Consider the following 23,910-nt stretch of genomic DNA (forward strand, 5'->3'; position numbering starts at 1 on the left):
CCCACCGGGGCGACGACGACGCGTGGAACATCGCCGCGCTGGTCCTGGACCTGGCTGGACGCGGGGACTGGCCGAGCGCGGCGGCCGAGGAGCGGTGAGCCCCGGGTGATCGTCCCGTCCGGCGGCGCCGTTCCCGGAGCGTGACGAGTCTCCGCCCACACCCCGCCCACACCCCGCCCGCGCCTCAGCCGCACCTCCGCCGCGCCTCAGGTGCGTTCGAAGCCGTGGGTGTGGCCGATGACCTCGAAGCCCCGGCGGGCGTACCAGTCCCGCGGCCAGTCGTCGGACTCCGCGATCAGGAAGCGCGTGGCGCAGCCCGCGTCCACCGCGCGGCGCAGCCCGGCGGCCAGGACGGCGTCGGCGTGGCCGTGCCGGCGGTGCTCCTCGGCGGTCATCAGGTCCTCGATCTGGGCGATCCCGATGGCGGGTTCGAGGTAGAGGTCGCTCCAGGCGGCCACCTCGCCGTTCTCCGCGCGCGAGCCGAGGAAGCGGACGCGTTCGGCTCCCCGGCCGCTCGTCACGCGCCGGTCGACCAGCAGGTCGATCACCTCCTCGTCGGCTTCCGGCAGCGACCTCCGCCAACTCGCCGCGAGCGGCTCGCGGAGCGCCGCCAGGCCGACCTCCTCGACGGTGCGACCGTCGGCGGCAGGGACCGGCCCGGTGTGCAGCATCACCAGGTAGGTGCTGTGCCGGTACCCGGCCCGCTCGAAGGGCTCGACGCACGCCTCGCCGAAGTCCCCGTCCAGGACGGACACGAGTCGGAACGGCCGCTCGCCCATCACCTCGTCGACGACGCCGGGCAGGGCGGCCGGCTCCGCGTCGGTCCGGTCCACGAAGACCTGGTTGTTCGACCACGAGCCCGCGAAGCGGTCGTCGAACACCGCGAACCCGCCCGGGAGTTCGACCGTGCGCTCGGCCCGCCGACGCGCGAACCCGGCCAGGAAGGTGTTGATCCGCCGCACCTCGTCATCCGACATGCGGAGGACTCTACGGGTTCCCGGTCGGCGCGGGCCCGCTCCCCGCACGCCGTACACCGTCCCGGCAGGCCCCGGCCCGGTGACGCTGCGTGATCCCGTCGAAGGAGCGACCTCCGGTTGACAGGACCTTCGACGACGAAGCTACTTTGAGTGGCAAGCACATTACTCATCGTGATCATCTCGCTGCCCACTTCCCGAGGAAGACCATGGAGAACCCCGTCATCGAAGGCACCGCCGGCGACCGCGCCCGCTGGCAGACCTGCCGACAGCTGGCGCGCGAACTGCTGCTGGTCGGTCCGGACGACAAGGACCTGAAGCTGCGCTACCTCGACGTCCTGATCAAGGACGGCATCCCGGCGACGGACGAGCCCAAGGACGTGCTGATCGTCGGCGCGGGCATCGCCGGACTGGTCGCCGGGAAGCTGCTCAAGGACGCCGGACACAACGTCACCATCCTGGAGGCCAACGCCAACCGGACCGGCGGGCGGATCAAGACCTTCCGTTCCGCCGACGACGATCTCGACGGGCCGTTCTACGACCCGAAGCAGTACGCGGAGGCCGGGGCGATGCGGCTGCCCAGCTTCCATCCGCTCACGCTGGCGCTGGTCGACAGCCTCGGTCTGGAGCGGCAGCTGTTCTTCAACGTCGACGTCGATCCGGACACCGGCAACCAGAACGCGCCCGTCCCGCCGGTGGTCTACGAGTCCTTCGAGCCCGGCAAGGTCTGGAAGTACGGCGCGGACAGCCCGGACTTCCGCGAACCGGCCAAACGCTTCGACTCCTGGATCCGCACGAACCGGATCCAGGCCCGCCGCAAGGAGTACGCCGCCGACCCCAGCTGCATCAACGAGGGCTTCCACCTCACCGGCGACGAGGTGCGGATCACCGCCGCCGACATGGTCCACCAGGCCCTGGAGCCGGTCCGCGACTACTACTCGGTGATCAAGGACGGCAAGCGGGTGAACAAGCCGTTCGCCGAGTGGCTGGACGGCTGGGCCCGGGTGATCCGCGACTTCGACGGCTACTCGATGGGCCGCTTCCTGCGCGAGTACGCGGGCTTCAGCGACGAGGCCATCGAGGCGATCGGCACGATCGAGAACATGACCTCGCGGCTGCACCTGGCCTTCTTCCACACCTTCCTGGGCCGCAGCGACATCAACCCGAACGCCACCTACTGGGAGATCGAGGGCGGCAGCTGGAACCTGCCCGAAGCGCTCGCCGACGAGCTCCGGGACGAACTGCGGATGGGCCGGCGGATGATCCGGATGGAGTACTGGGACTCGCGCCGGGACGGCGGAGGGGCCCGGGAGGTGGGCCCGGTCGGGCCGCAGGTCGCCGTCAGCACCGTTCCCGAGGACGACCCGGAGGCCGAACCCACCGTCTGGAAGGCCGACATCGCGATCGTCACCGTCCCGTTCTCCGCCCTGCGGTTCGTCCAGGTGACGCCCCCGTTCTCCTACAAGAAGCGCCGGGCGATCATCGAGACCCACTACGACCAGGCCACCAAGGTGCTGCTGGAGTTCTCCCGCCGGTGGTGGGAGTTCACCGAGGCGGACTGGAAGGTCGAACTCGACTCCATCGCCCCCGGCCTGTACGAGTACTACCAGCGGGCGGGCGAGGACGACGCCGAGGCGGCCGTCGCCGCCGCCCACAACGGCCACCGGCCCCCGCGCAACCTGCCGGAGATGCTGCTCGGCGCCCACGCGAGCGTGGACGAGCGCCGGATCGGCCAGGGCCAGCGGGAGGTCTACCGGAACACGCCGCTGCTCCGGGCGAGCGTGCGCCCCGCCACCGACTGCTTCGGCGGCGGCTCGACCACCGACAACCCGAACCGCTTCATGTACTACCCCTCGCACCCGGTGCCCGAGAGCGACGGCGGCGGCGTGGTGCTGGCCAGCTACAGCTGGTCGGACGACGCGGTGCGCTGGGACTCCATGGAGGACGACGAGCGGTACGTGTACGCGTTGCGCAACCTCCAGTCGGTGCACGGCCGCCGGATCGAGGTGTTCTACACCGGCTACGGGCAGACCCAGAGCTGGCTGCGCGACCCGTACGCCTTCGGCGAGGCGGCGGTGTACACCCCGCACCAGATGACCAGCTTCCATCTCGACGTGATGAAGCCGGAGGGCCCGGTGCACTTCGCCGGCGAGCACGTCTCGCTCAAGCACGCCTGGATCGAGGGCGCGGTGGAGACCGCCGTCCGGGCGGCCATCGCGGTGCACGAGGCTCCGCCGCCGCCGGCCCAGGCGGAACCGGAGGTCCGGCCCGAGGCCCGGCCCAGGCAGGAAAGCCGGCCGGAGATCCGACAGGAGGCAGTGCGCGGATGAGCGGCGACGAATGGACGGTGGCCCGCTACCTGGCCACCCGGCTGGAGCAGCTGGGCATCACGTACCTGTTCGGCGTGCCGGGGGACTTCCTCGGCCCGTTCCTGACGATCATGCAGGCCACCACCGGCGTACGCTGGATCGGCACCCCCACCGAGATGGGCGGCGGCTACGCAGCCGACGCCTACGCCCGGGTGCGGGCCGCCGACATCGACCCGGACACCGGCGAACAGGGCGTCGGCGCCGTCGCGGTGACCTACGGGGTGGGTGCGTTCAGCCTGCTCAACACCGTCGGCGGCGCGTACGTCGAGGACGTACCGCTGATCGCGATCAACGCCGCGCCCTCCTACGAGCAGTGGCTCAACCAGCAGGCCGTCGGCCTGCTCACCTCGCACATGAGCCCGCGCCGGGAGAGCAACCTGGAGGTCTACCGGCAGGTCACGGTGGACGCACAGGTGCTCTCCAACCCGGGGCTGGCGCCCTCGCAGATCGACAGCGCCATCACCGCGTGCCTGACCGAGCGCAAGCCGGTCTACCTCGAGGTGATGGAGGACCTCTGGCACGCGCCGTGCGCGCCTCCGCAGGGCGAACTCCGGGCCCACGAGCGTCCGTTCACCAAGCGGAACGAGGAGATGCTGGAGAAGGCGGTCGCGGCCGCGGTGGACCTGATCACCGAGTTCGGCACGCCGATCGTGTGGGCCGGCGAGGAACTGGTCCGCAAGCGGCTGGAGGACGAGCTGCTGGACTTCGTGCAGGCCACCCGAATGCAGTTCTGCACCACGGTCGGCGCGAAGTCCGTGGTGTCCGAACGGCACCCGCTGTTCGCCGGCGTCTACAACGGCAAGGCGAGCCTGCCGGAGATCCGGACGACCTTCAAGAACGCCGGGTGCCGGATCGGCCTGGGCACCTGGTCCACGTCCAAGAACCTCGGCGGCGAGCAGTCGATCGGCGACGACTGGATCGTGGCGGCCCGCGACGGCGTCAGCGTCGGCGCCAAGTACTTCCCCGAGGTCCAACTCGGCCGGTTCATCGGCGCGTTGCGCGACGCACTGAACGGAAAGACCTTCCCCGCCGACCACTTCGCGCTGGCGCACGCGGCGGGCCTGGACGTCCCGGCCAGCACCGCCGACTTCCTGGACTCGCTGAGCACCGACCGGTACCCGACGGAGCTGACCTACGACAGCTTCTTCGAGCACGTCAACTTCTTCCTGGAGCACCAGGCCACCGGCGGGGACCCGGAGGCCCCGTCGCCCTTCACGGTGGTCTCGGACGCCGCCTTCGCGCTCCTCGGCTCGATGAACCTGCGGATCACCGAGCGGGCCGGCTTCCTGGCCCAGAACAGCTGGCTGTCCATCGGCTACTCCGTCGGCGCCGCCACCGGCGTGGCCCTGGGCCGCCAGCAGCCGATGAAGCGTCCGATGGTGTTCGTCGGGGACGGCTCCTTCCAGGAGATCTGCCAGGAGCTGTCCACCCAGGTGCGCCACCACCTGCGGCCGGTGGTCTTCGTCCTGGACAACGAAGGCTTCTACGGCATCGAGCAGATGCTGGTCAGCCCCTGCTACTACAAGGAGAAGCCCTCCAACGGGGCCGACTTCTACAACGTGCTGCACCCGTGGCGCTACGAGATGCTCGCCGAGGTGTTCGGCACGGAGAAGGACCGGATGCACGGTCGCGAACTCTCCACCCACGCCGAGCTCGACTCGCTCCTGCTGGACCTCGCCGATGCCGGCAACGACATCAACCACGCACCGATCCTGGCCCGCGTCCGGCTCAGCCGGCACGACTACCCGCGGGCTCTGCAGTACCGGATCGACGAGAAGTGCCCGTAGCCGCGAAGCACGCATGACCGCGGAGCATGCATGCCGCCCCGTCACACACCGGCCCTCGTCCCCGACGAGGGCCGGTGCGCGTCGCGCGCCACGCGCCACGCGCCGGGCGTGCGGCGCCCCGGGCCGGAGCCGGAGCCGGAGCCGTTGACAGTGCCACGCCGGGCTCCTAGCGTGACGCAGTCGATTACCAGCCGGTAGGGACTCCTGCACGTAGGGACTGTTGATGGCCGAGACCCGCCCGTACGACCTCGTCCTGTTCGGTGCCACCGGGTTCACCGGCGGGCTCACCGCCGAGTACCTGGCCCGAACCGCGCCCGAGGGCTGCCGCTGGGCACTCGCCGGGCGGGACGGGCGCAGGCTCGCCGCCGTCCGGACGAGGCTGGCGACGATCGACCCGCGCTGCGCCGACCTCCCGCTGCTGGTCGCGGACGCCGCGGACCGCGCGGCGCTGCGCGACGTGGCCGCCTCGGCCCGGGTGGTGGTCTCCACCGTCGGCCCCTACCTGCGGCACGGCGAGCCGCTGGTCGCGGCCTGCGCGGACAGCGGCACCGACTACGTGGACCTCACCGGCGAGCCGGAGTTCGTCGACCGGATGTACCTCCGGCACCACGAGCGGGCGGTGGCCACCGGCGCGCGGCTGGTGCACGCCTGCGGCTTCGACTCGGTGCCGCACGACCTCGGCGTGCTGTTCACCGTCGAGGAGCTGCTGCGCCGCGGCGGACCGGCGGCCCGGGTCTCGGTCGAGGGCTTCGTCCGCGCCGGCGGCACCATCTCCGGCGGCACCTTCGCCTCCGCGATGACGGCCTTCTCCCGACCGCGGGCGATGGCCCGGGCCGCCCGGGAGCGCCGCGCGGTCGAGCCCCGGCCGAAGGGACGGCTGGTCCGCACCCCGGCGGGCCGACCGCACCGGTCGCGGGCGGCCCGCGCCTGGGCGGTACCGATGCCCACGATCGACCCGCAGGTGGTGGCCCGCTCGGCCGCCGCACTGGACGAGTACGGCCCGGACTTCGGCTACGCGCACTACGCGGCGGTGCGACGGCTGCCGGTCGCCGTCGGCGGTGTCGCCGCGGTGGCGGCGCTCGCCCTCGCCGCCCAGCTGCCGCTGCTGCGCCGGGCCCTCGGGCGGCTGCGCGAGCCCGGCGCCGGGCCGAGCGCGGAGCAGCGGGCGCGGTCCTGGTTCGCCGTCCGGTTCGTGGCCCGGGCGGAGGGCGGGCGGACGGTCCTCACCGAGGTGTCCGGCGGCGATCCCGGCTACCAGGAGACCGCGAAGATGCTGGCCGAGTCGGCGCTGTGCCTGGCGTACGACGACCTGCCGCCGGTGGCGGGGCAGCTGACCACGGCGGTGGCGATGGGTCGGCCGCTGATCGACCGGCTGGTCGCGGCGGGACTCTCCTTCCGGGTGCTGGACACTCCACCGACGGCCGCGCCCGGTCGGTAGCGGCTGCGGGCAACCGCGGTCGGCCGTCCCTGCCGCTGCCCGTGCCCCTGCTACCCGTGCGCCGCGGCGGCGGCCGCCGCGAGCGCGGCCACCGGGGGCTTGCGGATGTCGGAGTGCGCACCGGAGAACGGCTCGCCGTCCACGTCGTTGATGACGGCGGCGGCGTTCACCCGGTAGAAGGCTCCGGGCACGAAGCCGTAGTCGGCGCCGCCGTCGGCCGGCATCACCCGGTCCTCGGCCGGCGCCACGGCCTGGTACCCGTCCGCGCCCATGCCGTCCCAGCGCCCGGCGACGTCGGCCTCCGAGTCCTGGCGGGCGAGGAACGAGGCCTTCGGGTACCACACGCCGACCGCCCAGTCGTGGACGCTGAAGGTGGAGACGAGCGGGCCGTGCACCCGGTCCGCGAAGGCGTTCAGCGCGCCCGCGCTGCCGAAGGGGTTGTCCTGGGCGTGGGCGAAGGACCAGTGCGAGAACGCCCCCTGGATCAGCAGCAGGGAGGTGACCGGGCTGTCGGCGGGCGTGCCGACGCCGGCCAGGGCGAAGGAGACCAGCCGGGCACCGAAGCTGTGGCCGATCAGGTGCACCCGCAGGCCGGGCGAGCGGCCGTGCAGGGCGGCGAGCAGCGGCCCCAGGCCGGTCCGGCCGATGTCGCCGGCCCGAGCCTTCATGATCGAGTACGAGAGCACCCGCAGCGCGTCCTTTGCCCCGTTCACGGCGTGCCGGAACCAGTCGCCGATGCCCTGCGTGGACGAGCCGGGCGGCGCGCTGCCGAAGGCCTCGGCGGCGGCCTGGTAGGCCGTCTTCGGGTCGGCGTCCTGCAGCAGCGCCCGCTCGCCCGAGTCCTCGAACGCGCCGTCGGGCGCGGGCGGCGGGACCAGGGACCGGATCAACTGGTGGATGCTCACCAGCCGTTGCTCCTTGGCCGCGTCGGTCTCGCCCGAGCCGACCGCCGCGACGCCCTCGTCGATCTGCCGGCCGAGCTCCGTCACCGTCTGCTGCTGCGCCGGGTCGGCGAAGCCCTTGACCAGCGACGCGGCGATGTCGGCCCCGGAGACGGCCGCCGTTCCGGCGCTGAGGTCCACCACGGCACCGTCCCCGGCCTGGGGCGAGGCGGCCGCGGCCGGCGGGGTGGCCGGCGTGGGCGGGAACCAGAGCGAGGGCCAGTAGACCCCCGCGAATCCCACCGTGCCGAGGCCCGCCACGCCGCTCACGGCCTCCCGGATCAGCGGGAACATCGCGTCGTAGAGCTCGCGGGCGCTCTGTTCGGCCGTGCCCCATCCGTGGCTGAAGACGAACAGGTCCTGCACCCCCTCGGCCGTCACCTCGTCGAGGAAGTCGCCCGCCGCGGGCGTGGTCAGCGCCCCCTGCGCGTCGAAGGTGACGTCCCACACGGGCTCGTTCGTCGGCAGTCGTCTCATCGCACGTGACCTTTCGGGTCGTCGTTCATCCGTCCGTCAGACATTCGCCAGCATCCGCATCAAGTCCACCAGACCCGCCCCCTGGGCGTACCGCTCCCGGCCGAGGTCGGTGGCGGAGGCGGTGAGCAGGCTCTTGACCTGCTGCGGTCGGCCGATGAACTCCGGGCGGGCGGAGAGGAAGGCCGCGATCACACCGGAGACGTGCGGCGCCGCCATCGACGTGCCGGACTGCTCGGCGTACGTCAGCAGGCTCTCCGGGACAGGGGCGCCCGGGGCTGGGGTCAGCCCGGCGGTGGCCCGGACCTTGCCGCTGGCCGCCGAGGCGATCCACTCGCCGGGCGCCACGACGTCGGGTTTCATCCGCCCGTCGAGCGTCGGGCCCTTGCCCGAGGTCCACGTGACGCCGAACGCGTGCGGAGCCTCCCGATGGGTGGAGCCGACCGCGATGCAGTCCTCGGTGTGCGCCGGTTCGGTGATCGAGCCCATGACGGCCGAGGTGTTGGCGGTGTCCCGGGGTGTGCTCCGGGCGCCGAAGTTGCCGGCGGAGACCACCACGACCACGCCGGAGGCGACCACCTGGCCCACCGCCTGGCAGAGCGGCGACTGGCCCGCGGCGTACTGGTCGGGCCTCCACTCGCAACCGAGGCTCATGTTGACGCCGTGCACGCGCAGGACCGCCGGGTCCACGTTGACCTCGGTCCGCAGGTAGGTGAGCGCGCGGATGACCGCGCTGGAGGAGGTCACGTAGGTGCCCTGGCTGCTGAGCCGCATGACCTTGATGCTGACCAGTTCGCAGGCCGGCGCCATCCCCGACAGCCGCTCCGCTCCCGCCCTGGCGACGAACCCGCCGTCCCCGGGCTCGTCCGGCGTCGCCACCCGCGGCGTCATGCCGTCCGGGGTGCAGCCCGCGATGATGCCGGCGACGTGCGTGCCGTGCCCGCTGTCGTCCACGAGCGGCGACGCCGGGGCCCGGTCGGCCGCTGCGCCGGGTGGCTGTGCCGCGGGGTCGTCCGGGTTCACCAGGAAGCTGAAGTCCCGGTGCAGACCGCTGGTCCGCCCCTGCGGTAAGTCCTCGCCCCGCCCCTCGGCCGCGAGCTCCAATCCGGAGAAGTGCGGGTGGGTCGCGTCGATGCCGCTGTCGATGACCGCCCACACGACCCCGCTCCCGCGCGCGTCGTAGGCGCGCCAGGCGGCGTTGGCCTTCACCGTGGGTGCCGAGCGGTCGATCTGCGGGAGCAGCAGGTAGTCCGGCCACACCCGGAAGACGGTCGGCGGTCGCCCGGTCCGGGCGGCGGACCGGCGGTCGTCCTCCACCAGCTCGCTCAGGTCCCCGCGGGAGAGGACGGTCTGGTACAGCTTCGGCGCGACCAGGGCGAGCCCCGGCGGCACCTCGGGCTGCACGTGGCTCCCCGACGTGACCTCGTCGGGCCACTGCCCGCGGGAACGCCCCGCGTAGCGCTCCCAGAGCGCGTAGAACTCGTCACGGACCGCCTGCAGCCCGCCGGGGTAGCGCAGGTTCAGCTCGATCAGCATCGGCACCTGCTGCTCCGGGTCGACCTCCTCGACCGCCCTGAGCATGATCCCGGGCGGGGAGCCGGGCCCGCTCCCGGGCGGTGGCCCGGGCGGGGACAGGTTGAGGTCACCCACGATGGGCGACCGGAAGGGGCTCTCGGGCTCGTACGCCATGACCGTCCCTACAGCCCGCTCGGCCACGTGTAGCCGCTCGGCACCTGGACGGCGGCGTTCTCGGCGGCCGTGCCGTAGACCAGGGCGATCTCGTCGTGGTCGTGCAGCAGGATCGCGGCCGGATCGCCCTCGGCCTGCTTGCCGTTGACGTAGGTCTTCAACGCGTGGGTGGCGTCGGTCTTCAGGCCGCCGAGGTGGTCGGCGGAGGCGGAGACCTGCCATTCGGTGAGGAACTGCCCGAGGCTGAAGTCGGCGTGCACCGGCGACTCGACGTGGATGATGCCGGTGGCGTCATGGGTGTGCAGCGGGCTGATCTGCTGGGTGCTCTCGTCCACGCCGATCAGCGCCGGCACCTCGACGGGCTTGCCGTCCGCCAGGACGTCCAGGTGGGTGTGGATGTGCAGCACCGAGCCCTCCGTGCCGAGCAGCGGCAGCCCGGCCGCCGCCACGGCGGCCGCGACGTCGCTCGGCGCGTCCCACGGCGGCAGGGTGGTGCGGCCTTCGGCCGTGGTCCGCGGCAGCGCCGGGATCCCGTGCGAGGAACCGGGCGAGCCCTGGTTCGTCGCGATCACGGCGGCGATCCCGCCGACCACCGCCAGGGCGACCAGGCCGATCGTGCCGCGCACCAGCAGCCGCCGGCGCCGTTCCCGGCGGGCCTCCGCCGCCCGGATCGCCGCAGTGTGGGCCCGGCGGTCGGCCGGCTCCGGCCGGCGCCCCGGTTCTCGCTCAGACATCCGTACGGACCTCCTCGCGCGCGGCGGTGCCGCTCGGCACCGCTCCATCAGCGTGACAGAACCGGATGCGATCGGCTCGTCGAGCACCGGTGGACTCCGCCCCGGAGCCCGCCCTGGAATCCGCCTGGAGTCCGGGCCGGAATCCGGGCCGGAATCCGCGCACGGCTATTGACTCCCAGTCCAACAGTGGCGATTCTCATCACACCGAGTGCGCGGTCCATGACAGCCGGCCCGGAAGGGTCGGTCCGCGCCCCGGACGGGCCCCTTGCGTGGCCGCGCCACCCCCTCACCTCGGACACGGGTGGTGACCATGCACCAACTCCCCCACGGCAGGCGCGGATTCGTCGCACTGCTGGCCGCACTCCTCACCCTGGCCGCCATGGTGGTCGCCGCTCCGGCGCCCGCGGCGTCGGGCGAGACGGGCTGGTGGAACCCGACTGCGCGACCCGCACCCGACTCGCAGATCGGCGTCACCGGCGAGCCGTTCCGCGGGACCGACGCCCAGGGCCGGGTCCGGGGCTTCGTCGACGCGCACGACCACATCATGGCCAACGAGGCGTTCGGCGGGCGGCTGATCTGCGGCAAGTCCTTCTCCGAAGCCGGGATCGCGGACGCGCTGAAGGACTGCCCCGAGCACTACCCCGACGGCTCGCTCGCCATCTTCGACTTCATCACCAAGGGCGGCGACGGCAAGCACGACCCGGTCGGCTGGCCGACCTTCAAGGACTGGCCGGCCCACGACTCGCTCACCCACCAGCAGAACTACTACGCCTGGATCGAACGGGCCTGGCGCGGCGGCCAGCGGGTCCTGGTCAACGACCTGGTCACCAACGGGGTGATCTGCTCGGTCTACTTCTTCAAGGACCGCAGCTGCGACGAGATGACCTCCATCCGCCTCCAGGCGCAGAAGACGTACGAGCTGCAGGCCTACGTCGACACGATGTACGGCGGGCCGGGCAAGGGCTGGTTCCGGATCGTCACCGACAGCGCGCAGGCCCGCCAGGTGATCGAGCAGGGCAAACTGGCCGTCGTCCTCGGCGTGGAGACCTCCGAGCCGTTCGGCTGCAAGCAGATCCTCGACGTCGCCCAGTGCAGCAAGGCCGACATCGACCGCGGCCTGGACGAGCTGTACGGGCTGGGCGTGCGCAGCATGTTCCTCTGCCACAAGTTCGACAACGCGCTCTGCGGGGTGCGCTTCGACGAGGGCGCCCTCGGCACGGCGATCAACGTCGGCCAGTTCCTCTCGACCGGCACCTTCTGGCAGACCGAGAAGTGCGCCGGGCCGCAGCACGACAACCCGATCGGCCTCGCCCCGGCACCCGAGGCGCAGCAGCAGCTCCCGGCGGGGGTGGCGGTGCCGGCCTACGCCGGCGACGCGCAGTGCAACACCCGCGGGCTGACCGAGCTCGGCGAGTACGCGGTGCGCGGGATGATGAAACGCAAGATGATGCTCGAAGTCGACCACATGAGCGTCAAGGCGGCCGCGCGCTCGTTCGACATCCTGGAGTCCGAGTCCTACCCGGGCGTGCTCTCCTCGCACAGCTGGATGGACCTCGACTGGATCGAGCGGGTCTACAAGCTCGGCGGTTTCGTCGCCCAGTACATGAACGGCGCCGAGGGGTTCAGCGCGGAGGCGAAGCGCACCGACGCGCTGCGCGACAAGTACCACGTCGGGTACGGCTACGGCACCGACATGAACGGCGTCGGCGGCTGGCCCGGCCCGCGCGGGGCGGACACCGCCAACCCGGTGCGCTACCCGTTCCGCAGCGCCGACGGCGGCTCCCTGATCGACCGTCAGACCACCGGCTCCCGCACCTGGGACATCAACACGGACGGCGCCGCGCACTACGGCCTGGTACCGGACTGGCTGGAGGACATCCGGCAGGTCGGCGGCCAGGACGTGGTGGACGACCTCTTCCGCGGCGCCGAGTCCTACCTCACCACCTGGGGGGCGACGGAGCAGCACCGGGCCACGGTGAACCTGGCCGCGAACCGCCCGGCCACCGCCAGCACCACCGAGTGGTGGAACCCGTTCGTCAGCTACGCGCCCGGCCGGGCGGTGGACGGCGACCCGGGCACCCGCTGGGCCAGCGAGTGGACCGACGACCAGTGGCTCCAGGTCGACCTCGGCTCCACCGGCCTGGTCGGTCGCGTCACGCTGGACTGGGAACGCGCCTACGGGCGGGCGTACCGCATCGAGGTCTCCACCGACGGGAGCACCTGGCGGTCGGTGTGGTCCACCACCACCGGGGACGGCGGCCTGGACACCGCACGGTTCACCGGCGTCCCGGCCCGCTACGTCCGCGTCCACGGCGAGCAGCGCGGCACCCAGTGGGGCTACTCACTGCACGAGGTCGGCGTCTACAGCAGCTAGCACGTCGGCGGGCCCGGGCACGGGAGCCGGCCGTCCCAGCGGGAGCAGGTACTGGACGGGCTCCTCGATGTCGTCCAGGCCGAGGAGTTCGTGCGCGAGGTCGTCGTGGAGGCCGCCGAGGGGGGTGGTGCCGAGGCCGTGGGCGGCGGCGGTGAGCAGGAGGTTCTGGGTGAGGTGGCCGGCTTCGAGGAGGCCGAGGCGCAGGGCGCGCAGGCCGTAGCGGCGGCGCAGGAGGGCGAGGTCGAGGTAGACGGCGAGGACGGCGGGGGCGTCCTCGATGTCGATCGCCGCCGGGTCGGTGGCCGGGCGGGAGAGGTAGGAGGAGAGGGCCTTGAGCTCGTCGACGGCGGGCGGCGGGCCGATCGGGCGCAGGCTGCGGTGCTCCGGGAGGCACTGGTAGGTGCCAGCGGGCAGGCCGTCGACGGCGAGGGCGACCAGGCGCAGGCGCACGGTGTGCAGGGCGCCCGCGCTGGGGTACGGGCGGTGGCCGGTGTCCTCGCCATCGGCGAAGGCCGGCCACAGCAGGCCGCCGAGGGTGGCGGCGGTGAGCGGGCCGGTCAGCGGGCCGCGGGTGGAGCGGCGGGTGTGCAGCGCGTCGGCGAGGGTGACGGGCGGCAGGGGGGCGGCGGGCAGCGGGACGTCGCCGGGCCGGGGCCGCGGGGCCGGGACGGGCGGCAGGTCGCGCAGGGTGGTGTCCTCGGTGCGGCCGACCTGGAACTTGCTGCGTTCCAGGTACTGGTGGTCCGGCGCGTGGTGGTCGGCGGGGAAGAAGGTGAACGGCTGCTCGGTCTCGAGCAGCGTCCGGGCTGCGAGGCGGCAGACCGCGCGCTCCTCGTCCGGGCCGACGCCGAGCCGGTTGAACAGCATGTGCAGCTGGGAGGCCCAGACCCAGGCCAGGCGTTCGGCGGCGTCCGGGGCCGCGGCGGCCCGCATCCGGGCGGCGGCGCCGGCGACCTCGGCGGCCCAGTCGCCCAGCCAGGGCGCCGCCGTCCCCGCGTCGAGGGCCGCGCGCAGGGCCCGGGCACGCCCGGCCAGGGCCCGGCGCTGCCGGGCGAACACCGTGTTGACCCGGGTGTGGACGGCCGCACCGGGCAGCGCCCGGTACTCGGTGACCCAGCGCCAGGAGGCGGCGTGGCGGCGCAGCCAGCGCGAGGCGGCGAGTTCGTCGAGGCCGAGCGCGTGCGCGGTGGTGTGGGCCAGGTCGAGGGCGAGCGGCAGGCGGGAGTCGGGGGCCGCGTCCAGGGCGCGCAGGGCGTGGACGGCGGTGCGGGTGGAGCGGGTGAACAGCTCCTCGGCGATCGGCAGCAGGGCCGGGCCGCCGTAGCGCCCGGTCTCGGGCACGTACGGCACCTCGGTCACCTCGCCGTGCCGTGCCGTCCAGGGCCCGTCGAGGGGGGTGCGGCGGGTGGCGAGCCGGGTGAGCTCGGCGGCGAGCGACACGGGCGGCGCGCCGCCCGGCGCGCGGAGGCGGATCCGCAGGTGGGGGCCGCCTTCGCCGTAGCGGATGAAGAACCAGTCGGTGTCGGCGAGCCCGTCCATCAGCGGGGCGAGGTCGGTGGTGACGAAGGCGTCCGCCTCGTGGGCGGGCAGCGGCAGCGCGAGGTGCAGGCTGTGCCAGCCGGCTGTCGGCGTGGCGGGGCCGCTCGGCGGCCGGCGGATGGTCGTCGCGTCCTGCATGGTCATCGGGTCCTTTCCGGACGGGCCGGACGGCTAGGGGAACGGGTGCGGGTGGAGGACGGCTAGGGGAACGGGTGCGGGTGGAGGACGGCTAGGGGAACGGGTGCGGGTGGAGGACGGCTAGGGGAACGGGTGCGGGTGGAGCGGCAGTTCGTCGTGGCGCAGCGGGCCCGGGGTGCGGCCGAGCCGGTACGGGACCTCCAGCAGCCGGGGCAGGCCTCGGGTGCGGCGGTTGACGTGGCCGAAGGTCATCGGCAGCGTGCCGGGCACGATCACCTTGGCGCAGTGCAGGCCGAGCCGGTCGCGGACGCCGGGCTCGTCCTGGGTGACCACGAGGACCTCCAGGCCCTCGTCGGCGAGCCGGGCCACGGTGCGCTCCAGCAGCTCGGTCAGGTCGGTGACCGGTGCGGGGGCGCCGGGCCAGCGCTCGGTGCGGGGCACCGGGGGCGGGCCGGCGAAGAGGAAGTCCAGCCGGGGCTGCGCCTCGGGCAGGGCGTTGAGGCCGACGTGGTCGTCCAGGGTGACGACCAGGTCGGGCCGGTCCAGCAGCTGCCGCAGCCGGTGCGCATCGCGCGGGCCGCCGGGGGCGGTGGAGCGGTGCGGGGCCTCCTGGACGTTGGTGACCACCTCGGCGACGGCGGAGCGGATCGCCGCCAGCGGGTCGTGGTGGGCGCCCGCCGCGAGGAAGGTGCGCGGCGCGTCCGGGTGGCCGCCGCGGTGGCGGCAGAGGGCGATCACGGCGGGGATGCCGAGGTCGTTGGTGGCGTCGAGGAGGGTCAGCCGGTAGCCGAGCAGCCGGGCCCGGGCGGCGAGGTCGGCGACCTGCCGGTCCTCGGTGGGGACGGCGACGCCGGGCAGCGGGGTGCCCGCGTACCAGGCCATCAGGAAGGCGTCGCGCTCGGCGACCTCGAACAGGCCGTAGAGCGCGGCCTCCTGGGGGCTGTTGCCGAGTCCGCAGCCGTTCGAGGACTCGTAGACCACGCGGGGGCGGTCGCGGCCCGGCAGGTCCCAGTAGGCGACGTGCTCGGGGACGGCGACCGGGCGGCAGCGGGTGAGCGACCAGCCGTGGACCCAGTCGAGTTCCAGATCCGGGGTGTACGGGACGGTGGTGGCGGCGGGGTGTCCGTGGTGGGCGGGGTCGGGCAGGCCGAGCCGGGCGGGGTCGAGGACGGCGTCGGGGCCGAGGTCGCGTGCCAGGTCGGCGAAGGAGGCGCGCAGGGCGGTCCGGCGGCCGAGCGGCCGCATCCCGGCGTGGCGCTCCACGGCCTCGAACAGCGCCACCCGCTCGCTGGAACGGAAGTCCTCCGCCCGCCCGTAGCCGCCGTCGTCGATCGCCCGGCCGTCGGTCGCCCAGGCGGTGGTGAGGGCGAACGCCGAGTCCTCGGTGCGGAACAGCCGGCGGACGGGGCCGAAGCGCTCGTCGTGCAGCTCGGCACGCAACTGCTCGGCGCCCGTACGTTCGTTGGGGCCGCGCAGCACGGCCGGGTCGGGCAGCGGGCGGGGCGTCACGGGCAGCCGGGCGGCCTCCGCGGTGTCGGCGGGCAGCGGGCGGCAGACGGGGCAGCCGCCGACGGGGCGGACCCGGTGGGTGGACCAGGTGGCGCGGGCACCGTTCACCAGGTGGACGGTGGCGTGGCCGCTGTCGGCGCGGGCCGGTGCGGCTGCGGCGGGGGCCGGTTCTCCGGCGGGGGCGGGGGCTGGTGCGGCGGGGGCCGGTGCTCCGGTGGCGGGTGCGCCGGGGTCCGGTGCGGCTGCGGCCAGCTCGGCGGCGAGCGCGGCCACCGCGTCGCCGAAGGCCGGGGTGCCGGTGCCCGCGAGCGCCAGGTCGGGGCTCTGCCAGGGCACCCGGCCGCCGGCGGTCGCGAGCCGCTGGTACTCGGTGCAGCCGAGGCAGGCGGGGGCGCCGGGGTGCAGGACGGGGCCGACCAGGGTCAGCGCGCCGTCCTCGCGCACCGGCACCAGGCGGACGGGGTGGGTCAGGGCGTGGCGGCTGAGGCGGGCGGCGAGGCCGAGGGTCCACTCGGTGAGGTGGACGACGGCGGTGCCGTCGGTGGTGGCCAGGGCCTGCGCCGGGGTGAGGACGGGGAGTTCGCTCATCGGCCGTCTCCTGCGCGTACGAGTGCCGTGAACCCGCAGCCGTCCAGGGCGTCGGCGAGCGGGCGGGCGGCGGGGCTGGTGGGCCGCCAGGGGGCGGTGCGCAGGCCGGTCAGGCGGTGCAGGGCGGCGCGCAGGTCGGCCTCGCGGTCGGCGAGTCCGGTGAGCCAGCGGTCGGTCCAGCCGTCGTCCGTCCAGGCGGCCGGGTGGCGGCCGGCGGCGGCGAGCGGGGCGGCCGCGCCGGTCGGGGCGGTGTGGTGGGCGGCGGCCAGGCCGCTCCGCCGGGCGAGGAGGCGGGTGAGGGCGGCCAGGGCGGCGTGGGCGACGGCATCGGCGGGGGTGGCCTCGACGACTCGGCTCCCTTCGACCTCGGCCAGGAACACCGGTACACCGTATTGGAGTTGACGGATCATCAACTCTGGTGAACGACCGAGGCACCGGGCCAGCGCGGCCCACCAGTGCGCGGCCTGCGGGTGCTCCCGCCAGGCCGGCTCCGGCAGCCCGGGCCCGTCCGGTGCGGCACGGTCGAGGGCCGCGGCACGCAGGGCCCGACCGAGAGCGTGGTCCGGGTCGGCGCCCACCACCGGGGCCGCTCCCCGGTCGAGGGCGGCCAGGTGCAGTTCGACGGACCGACAGGCCGCGGCCAGCCGGGCGAGGTCCGTCCGGGCCGCGCCGGCCACCAGGGAACCGGACGGTGTGCCGCAGGAGACCAGGGCGACGGGCAGCTGGGGAAGGTCGCCGGGCGACGGCGCGTCGAGGACGCCCAGCCGTGGATCGCCCAGGGCGGTCACCCGACGGAGGGCCTCGACGAGGTCCGCGGGCGGTTCGGCGGCGGCACCCGCGCCCGCCGCCCACGCGTGGTGCCGGGCACGCGGCGGGTGGGCTTCGGCAAGCAGGACGGCGGGGCGACCGGCGAGCAGGCGCGGATCGCCGCCCGGCTCACCCGGGTCCGGCAGGCCGGCGACCGCGCACAGCAGCCGCTGGGCAGCCGCGGCGGCGAGCAGGACGGGCAGCGTGGCCGGGTCTCCTGTGCCGGTGCCGGGGCCAGGGCCGGTGCCAGGGCCGGTGCCGGTGCCGGTACCCAGTCGGGCCGCGAGGGCGGTGGCGTCCGCCCGGGTGCGGGCCGGGTCGGCGGGCTCCGTGACGAACCCGCCGTCCGCGTCGCACTGCACCGCGACCGCCACCGGCGGGGATCCCGTCGAGACCACCACCCGCCCGGCCGGCAGCCCGGCCTCGGCGACCACCGCCGGTGCGGCCGTGCCGCCCCGGGCGAGGGCGCGGGCCACCGCGCGGGCCAACGGGCCGTCCGGATCGGCGGCGGCCACCATCGGGCGGGCGGCCGCGAGGGCGGCTGCCGCGTCGCCCGGCTCCGCCGCCACCGAGCCCGGCCAGAGCGGCAGTCGGGCGCCGCTCGGGTGGTCCACGATCAGGTCGTGCTCGCGCAGCCGGGCGGTGACGGTGGCCAGCGCGGCCGCCACCTTCGGCTCGGGTTCGGGCGCCGTCGCCGGCTCCGCACCGGGGGCGAGCCGGGCGGCGAGCAGCTTCCACAGCACCGGGAGCGCGCTGCTGCCCTCCAGGGTGAGGCTGGTGCCGCGCCCGCGCAGGTGCAGGCCGTCCCGGAGCCGGGTCACCGCCACGCCCGGGCGCAGGTGGGGCCGTACGGCACCCCGTTCCGGGCCGGTCATGCGGCACCCTCCACCGCGGCGATGACCTCGTCCACCCGGTCCTGCCAGCGGTGCCCGGTGAGCTCGGGCACGCTGCGGACCACCAGGTGGGCGGCGAGGTAGCGCTCCACCGGCCGGACGTCGCAGATCGCGAGCAGCCGGTACAGGCCGTTGGTGCAGGCCCGGTAGATCAGGTAGTCCGGGCGGGTCCACATCGTGCCGCCGGGGTCGGAGCGGTGCAGCAGCCAGTGGAAGTCGCTGTAGCGGGTGCGCAGGTCGAAGTCCCAGCGGGCGGCGGTCTCCGGGTCTCCGATCGCGGCCGCGCGTGCCCGGTACTCCTCGCGGCTGCCGCCGAGGTCGGCCCCGGCCGCGTGGCGCCGCTCCGCCAGCGCCCAGGCGGTCGCCGACCAGTGCGCCCAGTCCCGCTCCCAGCCGCGCGCGCCGCCGTCGGTGATCCGGCCCACCAGCGCGGTGACGGCGCCGCCGACGCGGTCCCAGCGCCGGTCGAAGGCGGCCCGCAGACTGCCGTCCGGGTCCTCGTGGACGAGGAAGTCCTCCAGGTGCGACAGCATCGAGTAGTGCCCGCCGATCAGCCCCTCCGGGTGCGCGGCGGCGTGGGCCGCGAGCGCCGACACCACCAACTGGACGCGCGCCTCGGACGCGTCGCCGTGCGCGCCGAGGAAGTCGCACCCGGCGCCGAGGGCGGGCAGTCCGAGCCGCAGCAACTCGTCGCGCAGCGCGGCGGATTCGGCGCCCAGCAGGGCGTTCAGCGCGTCCTCGGCGGCCGGGTCGACGGGCAGCACGCGGACGGTGTTGTCCGGCACCAGCGGCCCGTACGGCGGCGCGATCAGCTCGATCCGTCCGGCGACGGCGGCCTCGGCCAGCAGCTGCTCGTCGGTCCGGTCGGCGACGGACGGGTGCGCCGCCGTCCAGGCCCGCAGCCCCTCGGCGGCCCGCTCGGCCGCGGCGGCCACCCGTGTACCCGGACCGCGCAGGCGCAGCCGCAGGTGCGGCCCGAACCGCCAGTGCCGCTCGACGTGCGCGTCCAGCCCGTCGGCCGCCGCCTGCCGGGCGTGCGGCAGCACGGCTTCGCGCAGCGCGCGGGCCTTGACGGGCTGGTAGTAGGTCAGGACCACATCGCGAGCGGTCACGGCCTCCGGGCCGTCGGCCAGGTCACTCATCGGACGCCTCCTCGGCAGTGCGGAGCGGGACGGAAGGTAGGACTGACGAACGGACGCGGGCCCGGGGGCCGGCCGCCTGCGGGGCCGGCCGACGGGCCGACGGGCGCCGGCTCGCGCGGCACGCTGGGACACCTCGCCCGCAGGACGGCCGGCCCGCTCCCGTACGACGGCGCCCGCGTCATCGGGCTGCCTCCTCGCGCCCTGCGGCGCCCGCCCGTCCGGGCCGGTAGGTCTCCACCACCAGCTCGACCGTCCGGGTCGGCTCCGCCGCGCCAGCGATGGCGGGCAGTGCCTCCTCCAGCACCACCCCGTTCGGGTACCGGGTCAGCCACTTGGCGAGGTGGCACAGGTGCAGGGGGTTGCCGAGGTCGACGGGGTGGGGCTTCGGCGCCCGCAGGTGGGCCACGAAGGCGTCGGCGGGCGTGCCCGTGGTGGTGGGGGTGGCCGGTACGGGGTGGAGGAAGAGCTGTTCGGGGAGGCCGAGCAGGGCGCGCCAGCGGGCGGTGGCCCCGGCCGGGACTCCGTCGGAGCCCGGGTCCGCGGCGAGGTCGGCGCGCAGGGCGTCGAGGACGGCCGGCGGCAGGTGCCAGCGGCGGCGGGCGAGGACGACGTGGCGGTGGCGCAGGCGCGGGGTGCCGGTGACGGTGCCGCCGGGTGCGCGGAGGGCGGTGCGGGGCAGCAGCGGGCGGAAGTCGACGACGCCGTTCGGGTGGTCGGCGAGCAGCGGGGCGAGCCGCTGGGGCAGCATGACCGGCGCGAGGAAGCCGAGGTAGAGGACGTCCAGCAGTTCGCCGGTGCTCCGCAGGCGGAAGCGGAGCTGGTCGGTGGCGGGGTCGTGGACGAGGTCGAGGTCGGCTTCGACGAGGTTGGCCCACCGGCGGTCGGGGCCGATCTCGTCGGCGAGCAGCAGGGGGTGGAGGTTGGCGTTGAAGCCGCCGACCGGCCGGATCTGGGCGGCGCGGGCGCCCTCGCCGAGGCCGCGGCGGATCTGCCGGGTGACGTCGGCGGCGGCCCGCGGTGTGGTGGCGTCGAGGAACCGGCTGGCGAAGCGCCCCCAGCCTCCGTAGACGTGGTTGACGCACAACAGGCCGTCGGCGGGGTCGGATTGGACGAACCACGAGTAGCTGAGCGGTCGGGCCGCGGTCCAGTCGGGCAGTCGGGCGGCCAGCGCCCGGACCCGCTCGGCGGGGAGGACGAGTTCACCCTCGGTCTCCGGTACGGCCGCGAACTCGGCGCGCAGGGCGGCCAGTTCGTCCGGCACGGCGATGGCGGCCCAGGCCTGGGCGGCATCGGCGGCGAACTCCCACGGCGTGCCGCAGACCCCGCCGGTGCCGTAGCGGGCGACGAACCGGTCGCGGGCGGCCCGTCGCATCAGGTGGCCGTGGTCGAACAGCTCTGCGAGCGCGGTGAGTTCGGCGAGCGCGACGCGGTCGGCCCGGTTCGGTCGGCGCTGCGGCGGGGCGGGCGCGTGGACGTCCTCGCTGAGGACGGTGAGCGGGGCGGCCTCGGCGGGGACGGGTCGGCCGGCGGCGGCGAGCACCCGGTGCCAGGCGTCGGCGAGCGCGGTGAGCAGCGCGGGGCGGCGCTCGCCCGGTGCGTCCGCCAACTCGGCCGTCCGGTCCGCCAGGTGGTCGACCAGGGCGACGATCGCGGCGTCCTGCGGCCACTGCCGGAGCCAGTGGGCGAGACTGCGCAGCGGCTGCGGGTCCTGCGGGTCGACCGGGTCGGTGGGCACCAGCAGGCGGGCGGTGCGGAGTTGGCCGACGAAGCGGTGCACGACGGGGTCGTCCCCCGGGCGCCGCAGGGCGGCGGCGAGGCGGGCGGCGAGCCGATCCGGGGTGTCCGGCGTGTCGGCGAGCGAGGCGAGCAGCGCCAGTTCGGGCCGGTCGGCCAGCTCGACCTCCTCCTCGCGGGTGACGAGGTAGCGGCCGCCCGCGAACACCACCTCGCTGCGGGCGTAGTGGGCGCGGCCGTCGGCGACGCGGGCGGCTCCGGTCATCCGGTGCGGCAGGGTGCGGCTGCGCCGGGGGTCGTCGAGCAGGGCCTGGACGAGCGCGGCGACCAGCGTCCGGTTCTCCCGGACCACCGCGTACGGGGGCACCGGCGATCCGGCGGGCCCGTCCGGTGTCGCGTCTGCCGTGCGCCGGCCCGGAGTCCCGTCACCCGTGTGCCCGTCCGCCTCCCCGTCTCCCGAGGACCAGCCGACCGCGGTGAACCAGGAGAGCGGGCTGGTCTTGGCGGTGGCCCGCAGCGCGTGGCGCAGGACGGCGGCCTCCTCCTTGCGGGCGCGGGCCGGCCGCTCCCCCGTCGAGTCGGCCGCGCGGGCCGTGTTGGCGACCGCACGCAGCAGGTCGGCACTGGTGAGGGCGACGGCCCGGGTGAAGGCGGACGCGCGGCAGAGTTCGGCGAGGGCGGCACGTTCGACGGCGAGCGCAGGCGGGACGGCGTCGGCGAGCGCGGCGAGCAGCCGGGCGCGCCGCTGCCGCAGTTCCAGCCAGTCGGCGAGCCGGGGGACGCGCTGCGGCAGGTCGGCGAGCCGGTCGAGCTGTGCGGCGCGGGGCGGGCGTCCGTTGTGCAGGTCACGGCGGAGCGGGAGCACGATCCGGCGGTGGAACTCCTCGTCGTGCCCGGTGCGGCTGTCGTACAGGTCGTCACAGAGGCCGGTCCGCAGGGCCGCCTCCGCGGCTTCGACGGCCCCGAGTTCGGCGAGCAGGCTCCGTACGGCCGCCGACGGCGCGGACTGCGCGGGCCGGGCGAGCACGGTGGCGCGCACCAGGGCGTGGCGGGCGGTGTGGGCGACCGGTGCCGGCACGGGTGCGGGGACCGGTGCCGGCACGGGTGCGGGTGCGGGGACCGGTGCCGGCACGGGTGCGGGTGCGGGGACCGGGCGGAGCACGGGTCGCGGTAGGGCTCGGTTCGGCATGGCGGCTCCCTCCGACGGGCCTGGGCGGTACACGGCAGGAACCCGGCGCGTCCGCGCGAACGCGCCGGGTTCAGGGTTGCTGCGCTGGTGGTGCGGGGTTGTGCGGGGTGGTTCCGGGTGGTTCGGTGGCGCCGGTTCTCAGAAGGTGTCGAGGACCGGCGGGTGCGGCGCGCCGCAGGACGACGATCCGCAGGAGGTCGAGCTGGGGCCGCCGGAGGCGCCGGTCTCGGGCAGCGCGACGGTGTCGCGCAGCGCGGTGACGGTCAGCTCCCCCAGGTCGAGGCCGTCGAGGGCGAGGATGTCATCGAGCGCGAGCGTGCCCTGAGCGTGGTCGGTCATGAGTTCTCCCGTGTTCTCGAACGAGACTTGCAGGACAGTGATGTGATGGATCGTCAGGAAAGCGGGGCGACCATCGTCTCCGGCTGGGCGCAGGAGGACGAGCCCTGGCAGGAGCAGGAGCCCCAGGACGCGCCGTTCTCCGGCAGCGCGACGGTGTCGCGCAGCGAGGTGACGTTCAGCTCGCTGAGGTCGAGGTCCTGAGGGTCGAGAGCGATGTCGGACATGGCGGACTCCCTTGAGGTGGCAGGCGCGCCGGACGATCCGGGACGCGTCTGCGAAGCGGGTGCTGTGGGATGTGCCGGGCCCCCCGTGGGTGCGTCGGTCGAGGGTCACTCGAACCCTGCTCTCGCGCCGCCCGAGGTCGACTCTAGGCCTCGGGAACCCGCCGCCGACATGGTCGGCCAGGCGTTTGGCCGGTAGTCCGTGCCCCCACGGCGCATCGCCACCGCCTCTTCAGCGGCGCTTGAGCGATCCGCCACCGGTCTGCGACCTGCCACCGCCGTCCGGGGTCGAACGGCCCCGTTCGCACCGGGCTTTTCGGGGCATGCAGAGAAGGGCGGGCACCGCAAACCGCGCCCGCCCTCGGAGGCGTCCCAACGCACTCGACGCGGGCCGGGCGGGCACGGTGGCACCACTCAGCGCTGCGGCAGCAACCCCGGCACCGGGCCACCACACCGGGACACGCGCCGCAGGAACGTGGCAACACCGGGAGTGCGGCCGCGCTCCGCGCGAACTTCACGTCGCAGGTGTGGCGCAGCAGGATGGGGACCACCACGTCCAGCAGGTCGGCCAGTCGGCCCGGGCGGGTGGACACGTGCAGTTTCCATCCGTGGGCGAGTTCCGGCATCCGCGGGTCTCGGAGGTACCACCACTGTCCGTCGGTGCGCAGCGGTCCGCGCGGGTCGGCTGCGGCTGCGGCTGCGGCTGCGGCGAGCGTCTCGACGCTGCGCCGCAGCCCGTCGGCGGAGCCGGGGTCGGGGTCGGGTGGTGTGCTCGAGGGTCCGTTCCCTCCCCCGGTTCCGCTGTGTTCCGGTCGGATCGCCGGGATCAGAAGTCTTGGCTGGGGAAGCGGGTCGGGACGTACGTGACCCACGGGTCGGCGGGACACGCGACCGGCGTGAGGTCCGCGTCGAGCGCGTCCTCGAACGCGATGGCGTCCTCGTCGATGTCCAGCGGGCCTGCGTCGCGGATGTCGGTCACCAGTGCATTCATGTGGATCCTCCCGGTGATTCGGGTCATTGGGACCTCTGAC

17 protein-coding genes and 1 pseudogene are annotated in these 23,910 nt (G+C 74.8%); 5 read left to right on the plus strand and 13 right to left on the minus strand.

Translation table 11 applies throughout. The annotated features are described in order from the left end of the window. Positions 1–98 (plus strand): annotated as a pseudogene (locus ABTY56_RS11200) (DNA polymerase III); the annotation flags it as partial. 108 nt (positions 99–206) lie between these two features. On the opposite strand, the gene ABTY56_RS11205 reads toward ABTY56_RS11200, so the two are convergent. After that, complete coding sequence (locus tag ABTY56_RS11205; RefSeq protein WP_350628291.1) at positions 207–977, minus strand: GNAT family N-acetyltransferase; 771 nt, start codon at positions 975–977, stop codon at positions 207–209. A 206-nt stretch (positions 978–1,183) separates the two neighbouring features. Between ABTY56_RS11205 and ABTY56_RS11210 the strand changes: the two genes are divergently transcribed. The 3 genes from ABTY56_RS11210 to ABTY56_RS11220 all read left to right on the plus strand — a co-directional run bounded on the left by ABTY56_RS11210 (position 1,184) and on the right by ABTY56_RS11220 (position 6,568). Next, positions 1,184–3,304 (plus strand): flavin monoamine oxidase family protein, encoded by a 2,121-nt coding sequence (locus tag ABTY56_RS11210; RefSeq protein ID WP_350628293.1) that lies wholly within the window; start codon positions 1,184–1,186, stop codon positions 3,302–3,304. Continuing rightward, on the plus strand, positions 3,301–5,130 hold the full coding sequence (locus ABTY56_RS11215; RefSeq protein WP_350628295.1) for an alpha-keto acid decarboxylase family protein: 1,830 nt from the start codon (positions 3,301–3,303) through the stop codon (positions 5,128–5,130). The genes ABTY56_RS11210 and ABTY56_RS11215 overlap by 4 nt, the downstream gene beginning before the upstream one ends. A 223-nt stretch (positions 5,131–5,353) precedes the next feature. Beyond that, positions 5,354–6,568, plus strand: coding sequence for a saccharopine dehydrogenase family protein (locus ABTY56_RS11220; protein WP_350628297.1), 1,215 nt, complete (start codon positions 5,354–5,356; stop codon positions 6,566–6,568). 50 nt (positions 6,569–6,618) lie between these two features. On the opposite strand, the gene ABTY56_RS11225 is transcribed toward ABTY56_RS11220, so the two are convergent. From ABTY56_RS11225 to ABTY56_RS11235, 3 genes are read right to left on the minus strand one after another with little or no spacing between them, the layout of a single operon-like run. After that, the gene (locus tag ABTY56_RS11225; RefSeq protein WP_350628298.1) at positions 6,619–7,986 is read right to left on the minus strand and encodes a hypothetical protein; all 1,368 of its coding nucleotides are present in this window, start codon (positions 7,984–7,986) and stop codon (positions 6,619–6,621) included. Positions 7,987–8,022: 36 nt separating this feature from the next. After that, a complete protein-coding gene (locus tag ABTY56_RS11230) occupies positions 8,023–9,672 on the minus strand; it encodes a S8 family serine peptidase (RefSeq protein ID WP_350628300.1) in 1,650 nt (549 codons plus the stop codon). Positions 9,673–9,680: 8 nt separating this feature from the next. After that, the gene (locus ABTY56_RS11235; RefSeq protein ID WP_350628302.1) at positions 9,681–10,406 is read right to left on the minus strand and encodes a hypothetical protein; all 726 of its coding nucleotides are present in this window, start codon (positions 10,404–10,406) and stop codon (positions 9,681–9,683) included. 379 nt (positions 10,407–10,785) lie between these two features. Between ABTY56_RS11235 and ABTY56_RS11240 the strand changes: the two genes are divergently transcribed. Further along, positions 10,786–12,780, plus strand: coding sequence for a galactose-binding domain-containing protein (locus ABTY56_RS11240; protein ID WP_502893088.1), 1,995 nt, complete (start codon positions 10,786–10,788; stop codon positions 12,778–12,780). Here ABTY56_RS11240 and ABTY56_RS11245 read toward each other — a convergent pair. The 9 genes from ABTY56_RS11245 to ABTY56_RS11280 all read right to left on the minus strand — a co-directional run bounded on the left by ABTY56_RS11245 (position 12,748) and on the right by ABTY56_RS11280 (position 23,870). Further along, entirely contained in the window at positions 12,748–14,463 is a 1,716-nt protein-coding gene (locus tag ABTY56_RS11245; RefSeq protein WP_350628305.1) for a thiopeptide-type bacteriocin biosynthesis protein, read from the minus strand. The two genes, ABTY56_RS11240 and ABTY56_RS11245, sit on opposite strands and share 33 nt — an antisense overlap. A 114-nt stretch (positions 14,464–14,577) precedes the next feature. Beyond that, complete coding sequence (locus ABTY56_RS11250) at positions 14,578–16,554, minus strand: TOMM precursor leader peptide-binding protein (RefSeq protein ID WP_350628307.1); 1,977 nt, start codon at positions 16,552–16,554, stop codon at positions 14,578–14,580. Beyond that, complete coding sequence (locus tag ABTY56_RS11255; protein ID WP_350628309.1) at positions 16,551–18,236, minus strand: hypothetical protein; 1,686 nt, start codon at positions 18,234–18,236, stop codon at positions 16,551–16,553. Before ABTY56_RS11255 ends, ABTY56_RS11250 begins: the two co-directional genes overlap by 4 nt. Beyond that, complete coding sequence (locus ABTY56_RS11260) at positions 18,233–19,396, minus strand: hypothetical protein (protein WP_350628311.1); 1,164 nt, start codon at positions 19,394–19,396, stop codon at positions 18,233–18,235. Before ABTY56_RS11260 ends, ABTY56_RS11255 begins: the two co-directional genes overlap by 4 nt. Positions 19,397–19,574: 178 nt before the next feature. Beyond that, positions 19,575–22,208: a lantibiotic dehydratase gene (locus ABTY56_RS11265; protein WP_350628312.1), complete on the minus strand. Its 2,634-nt coding sequence runs from the start codon at positions 22,206–22,208 to the stop codon at positions 19,575–19,577. 249 nt (positions 22,209–22,457) lie between these two features. After that, positions 22,458–22,658 (minus strand): thiazolylpeptide-type bacteriocin, encoded by a 201-nt coding sequence (locus ABTY56_RS11270; RefSeq protein ID WP_350628314.1) that lies wholly within the window; start codon positions 22,656–22,658, stop codon positions 22,458–22,460. A 53-nt stretch (positions 22,659–22,711) separates the two neighbouring features. Beyond that, entirely contained in the window at positions 22,712–22,882 is a 171-nt protein-coding gene (locus tag ABTY56_RS11275) for a thiazolylpeptide-type bacteriocin (protein ID WP_350628316.1), read from the minus strand. A 143-nt stretch (positions 22,883–23,025) separates the two neighbouring features. Next, positions 23,026–23,766 carry a class III lanthionine synthetase LanKC N-terminal domain-containing protein gene (locus ABTY56_RS38825; RefSeq protein ID WP_502893085.1) on the minus strand — a complete coding sequence of 247 codons (741 nt, stop codon included), beginning with the start codon at positions 23,764–23,766 and terminating at the stop codon, positions 23,026–23,028. Continuing rightward, positions 23,706–23,870: an SflA family class IV lanthipeptide gene (locus ABTY56_RS11280; protein ID WP_350628318.1), complete on the minus strand. Its 165-nt coding sequence runs from the start codon at positions 23,868–23,870 to the stop codon at positions 23,706–23,708. Before ABTY56_RS11280 ends, ABTY56_RS38825 begins: the two co-directional genes overlap by 61 nt. Positions 23,871–23,910: the final 40 nt, after the last annotated feature.

Source organism: Kitasatospora sp. NPDC097691, assembly GCF_040302665.1.
Classification (GTDB): Bacteria; Actinomycetota; Actinomycetes; order Streptomycetales; family Streptomycetaceae; genus Kitasatospora.

Excerpts from the sequence above, each read along its gene's own strand:
- ABTY56_RS11205 (WP_350628291.1), bottom strand. The coding sequence starts at position 977 with ATGTCGGATGACGAGGTGCGGCGGATCAACACCTTCCTGGCCGGGTTC.
- ABTY56_RS11210 (WP_350628293.1), top strand. The coding sequence starts at position 1,184 with ATGGAGAACCCCGTCATCGAAGGCACCGCCGGCGACCGCGCCCGCTGG.
- ABTY56_RS11215 (WP_350628295.1), top strand. The coding sequence starts at position 3,301 with ATGAGCGGCGACGAATGGACGGTGGCCCGCTACCTGGCCACCCGGCTG.
- ABTY56_RS11220 (WP_350628297.1), top strand. The coding sequence starts at position 5,354 with ATGGCCGAGACCCGCCCGTACGACCTCGTCCTGTTCGGTGCCACCGGG.
- ABTY56_RS11225 (WP_350628298.1), bottom strand. The coding sequence starts at position 7,986 with ATGAGACGACTGCCGACGAACGAGCCCGTGTGGGACGTCACCTTCGAC.
- ABTY56_RS11230 (WP_350628300.1), bottom strand. The coding sequence starts at position 9,672 with ATGGCGTACGAGCCCGAGAGCCCCTTCCGGTCGCCCATCGTGGGTGAC.
- ABTY56_RS11235 (WP_350628302.1), bottom strand. The coding sequence starts at position 10,406 with ATGTCTGAGCGAGAACCGGGGCGCCGGCCGGAGCCGGCCGACCGCCGG.
- ABTY56_RS11240 (WP_502893088.1), top strand. The coding sequence starts at position 10,786 with ATGGTGGTCGCCGCTCCGGCGCCCGCGGCGTCGGGCGAGACGGGCTGG.
- ABTY56_RS11245 (WP_350628305.1), bottom strand. The coding sequence starts at position 14,463 with ATGACCATGCAGGACGCGACGACCATCCGCCGGCCGCCGAGCGGCCCC.
- ABTY56_RS11250 (WP_350628307.1), bottom strand. The coding sequence starts at position 16,554 with ATGAGCGAACTCCCCGTCCTCACCCCGGCGCAGGCCCTGGCCACCACC.
- ABTY56_RS11255 (WP_350628309.1), bottom strand. The coding sequence starts at position 18,236 with ATGACCGGCCCGGAACGGGGTGCCGTACGGCCCCACCTGCGCCCGGGC.
- ABTY56_RS11260 (WP_350628311.1), bottom strand. The coding sequence starts at position 19,396 with ATGAGTGACCTGGCCGACGGCCCGGAGGCCGTGACCGCTCGCGATGTG.
- ABTY56_RS11270 (WP_350628314.1), bottom strand. The coding sequence starts at position 22,658 with ATGACCGACCACGCTCAGGGCACGCTCGCGCTCGATGACATCCTCGCC.
- ABTY56_RS11275 (WP_350628316.1), bottom strand. The coding sequence starts at position 22,882 with ATGTCCGACATCGCTCTCGACCCTCAGGACCTCGACCTCAGCGAGCTG.
- ABTY56_RS11280 (WP_350628318.1), bottom strand. The coding sequence starts at position 23,870 with ATGAATGCACTGGTGACCGACATCCGCGACGCAGGCCCGCTGGACATC.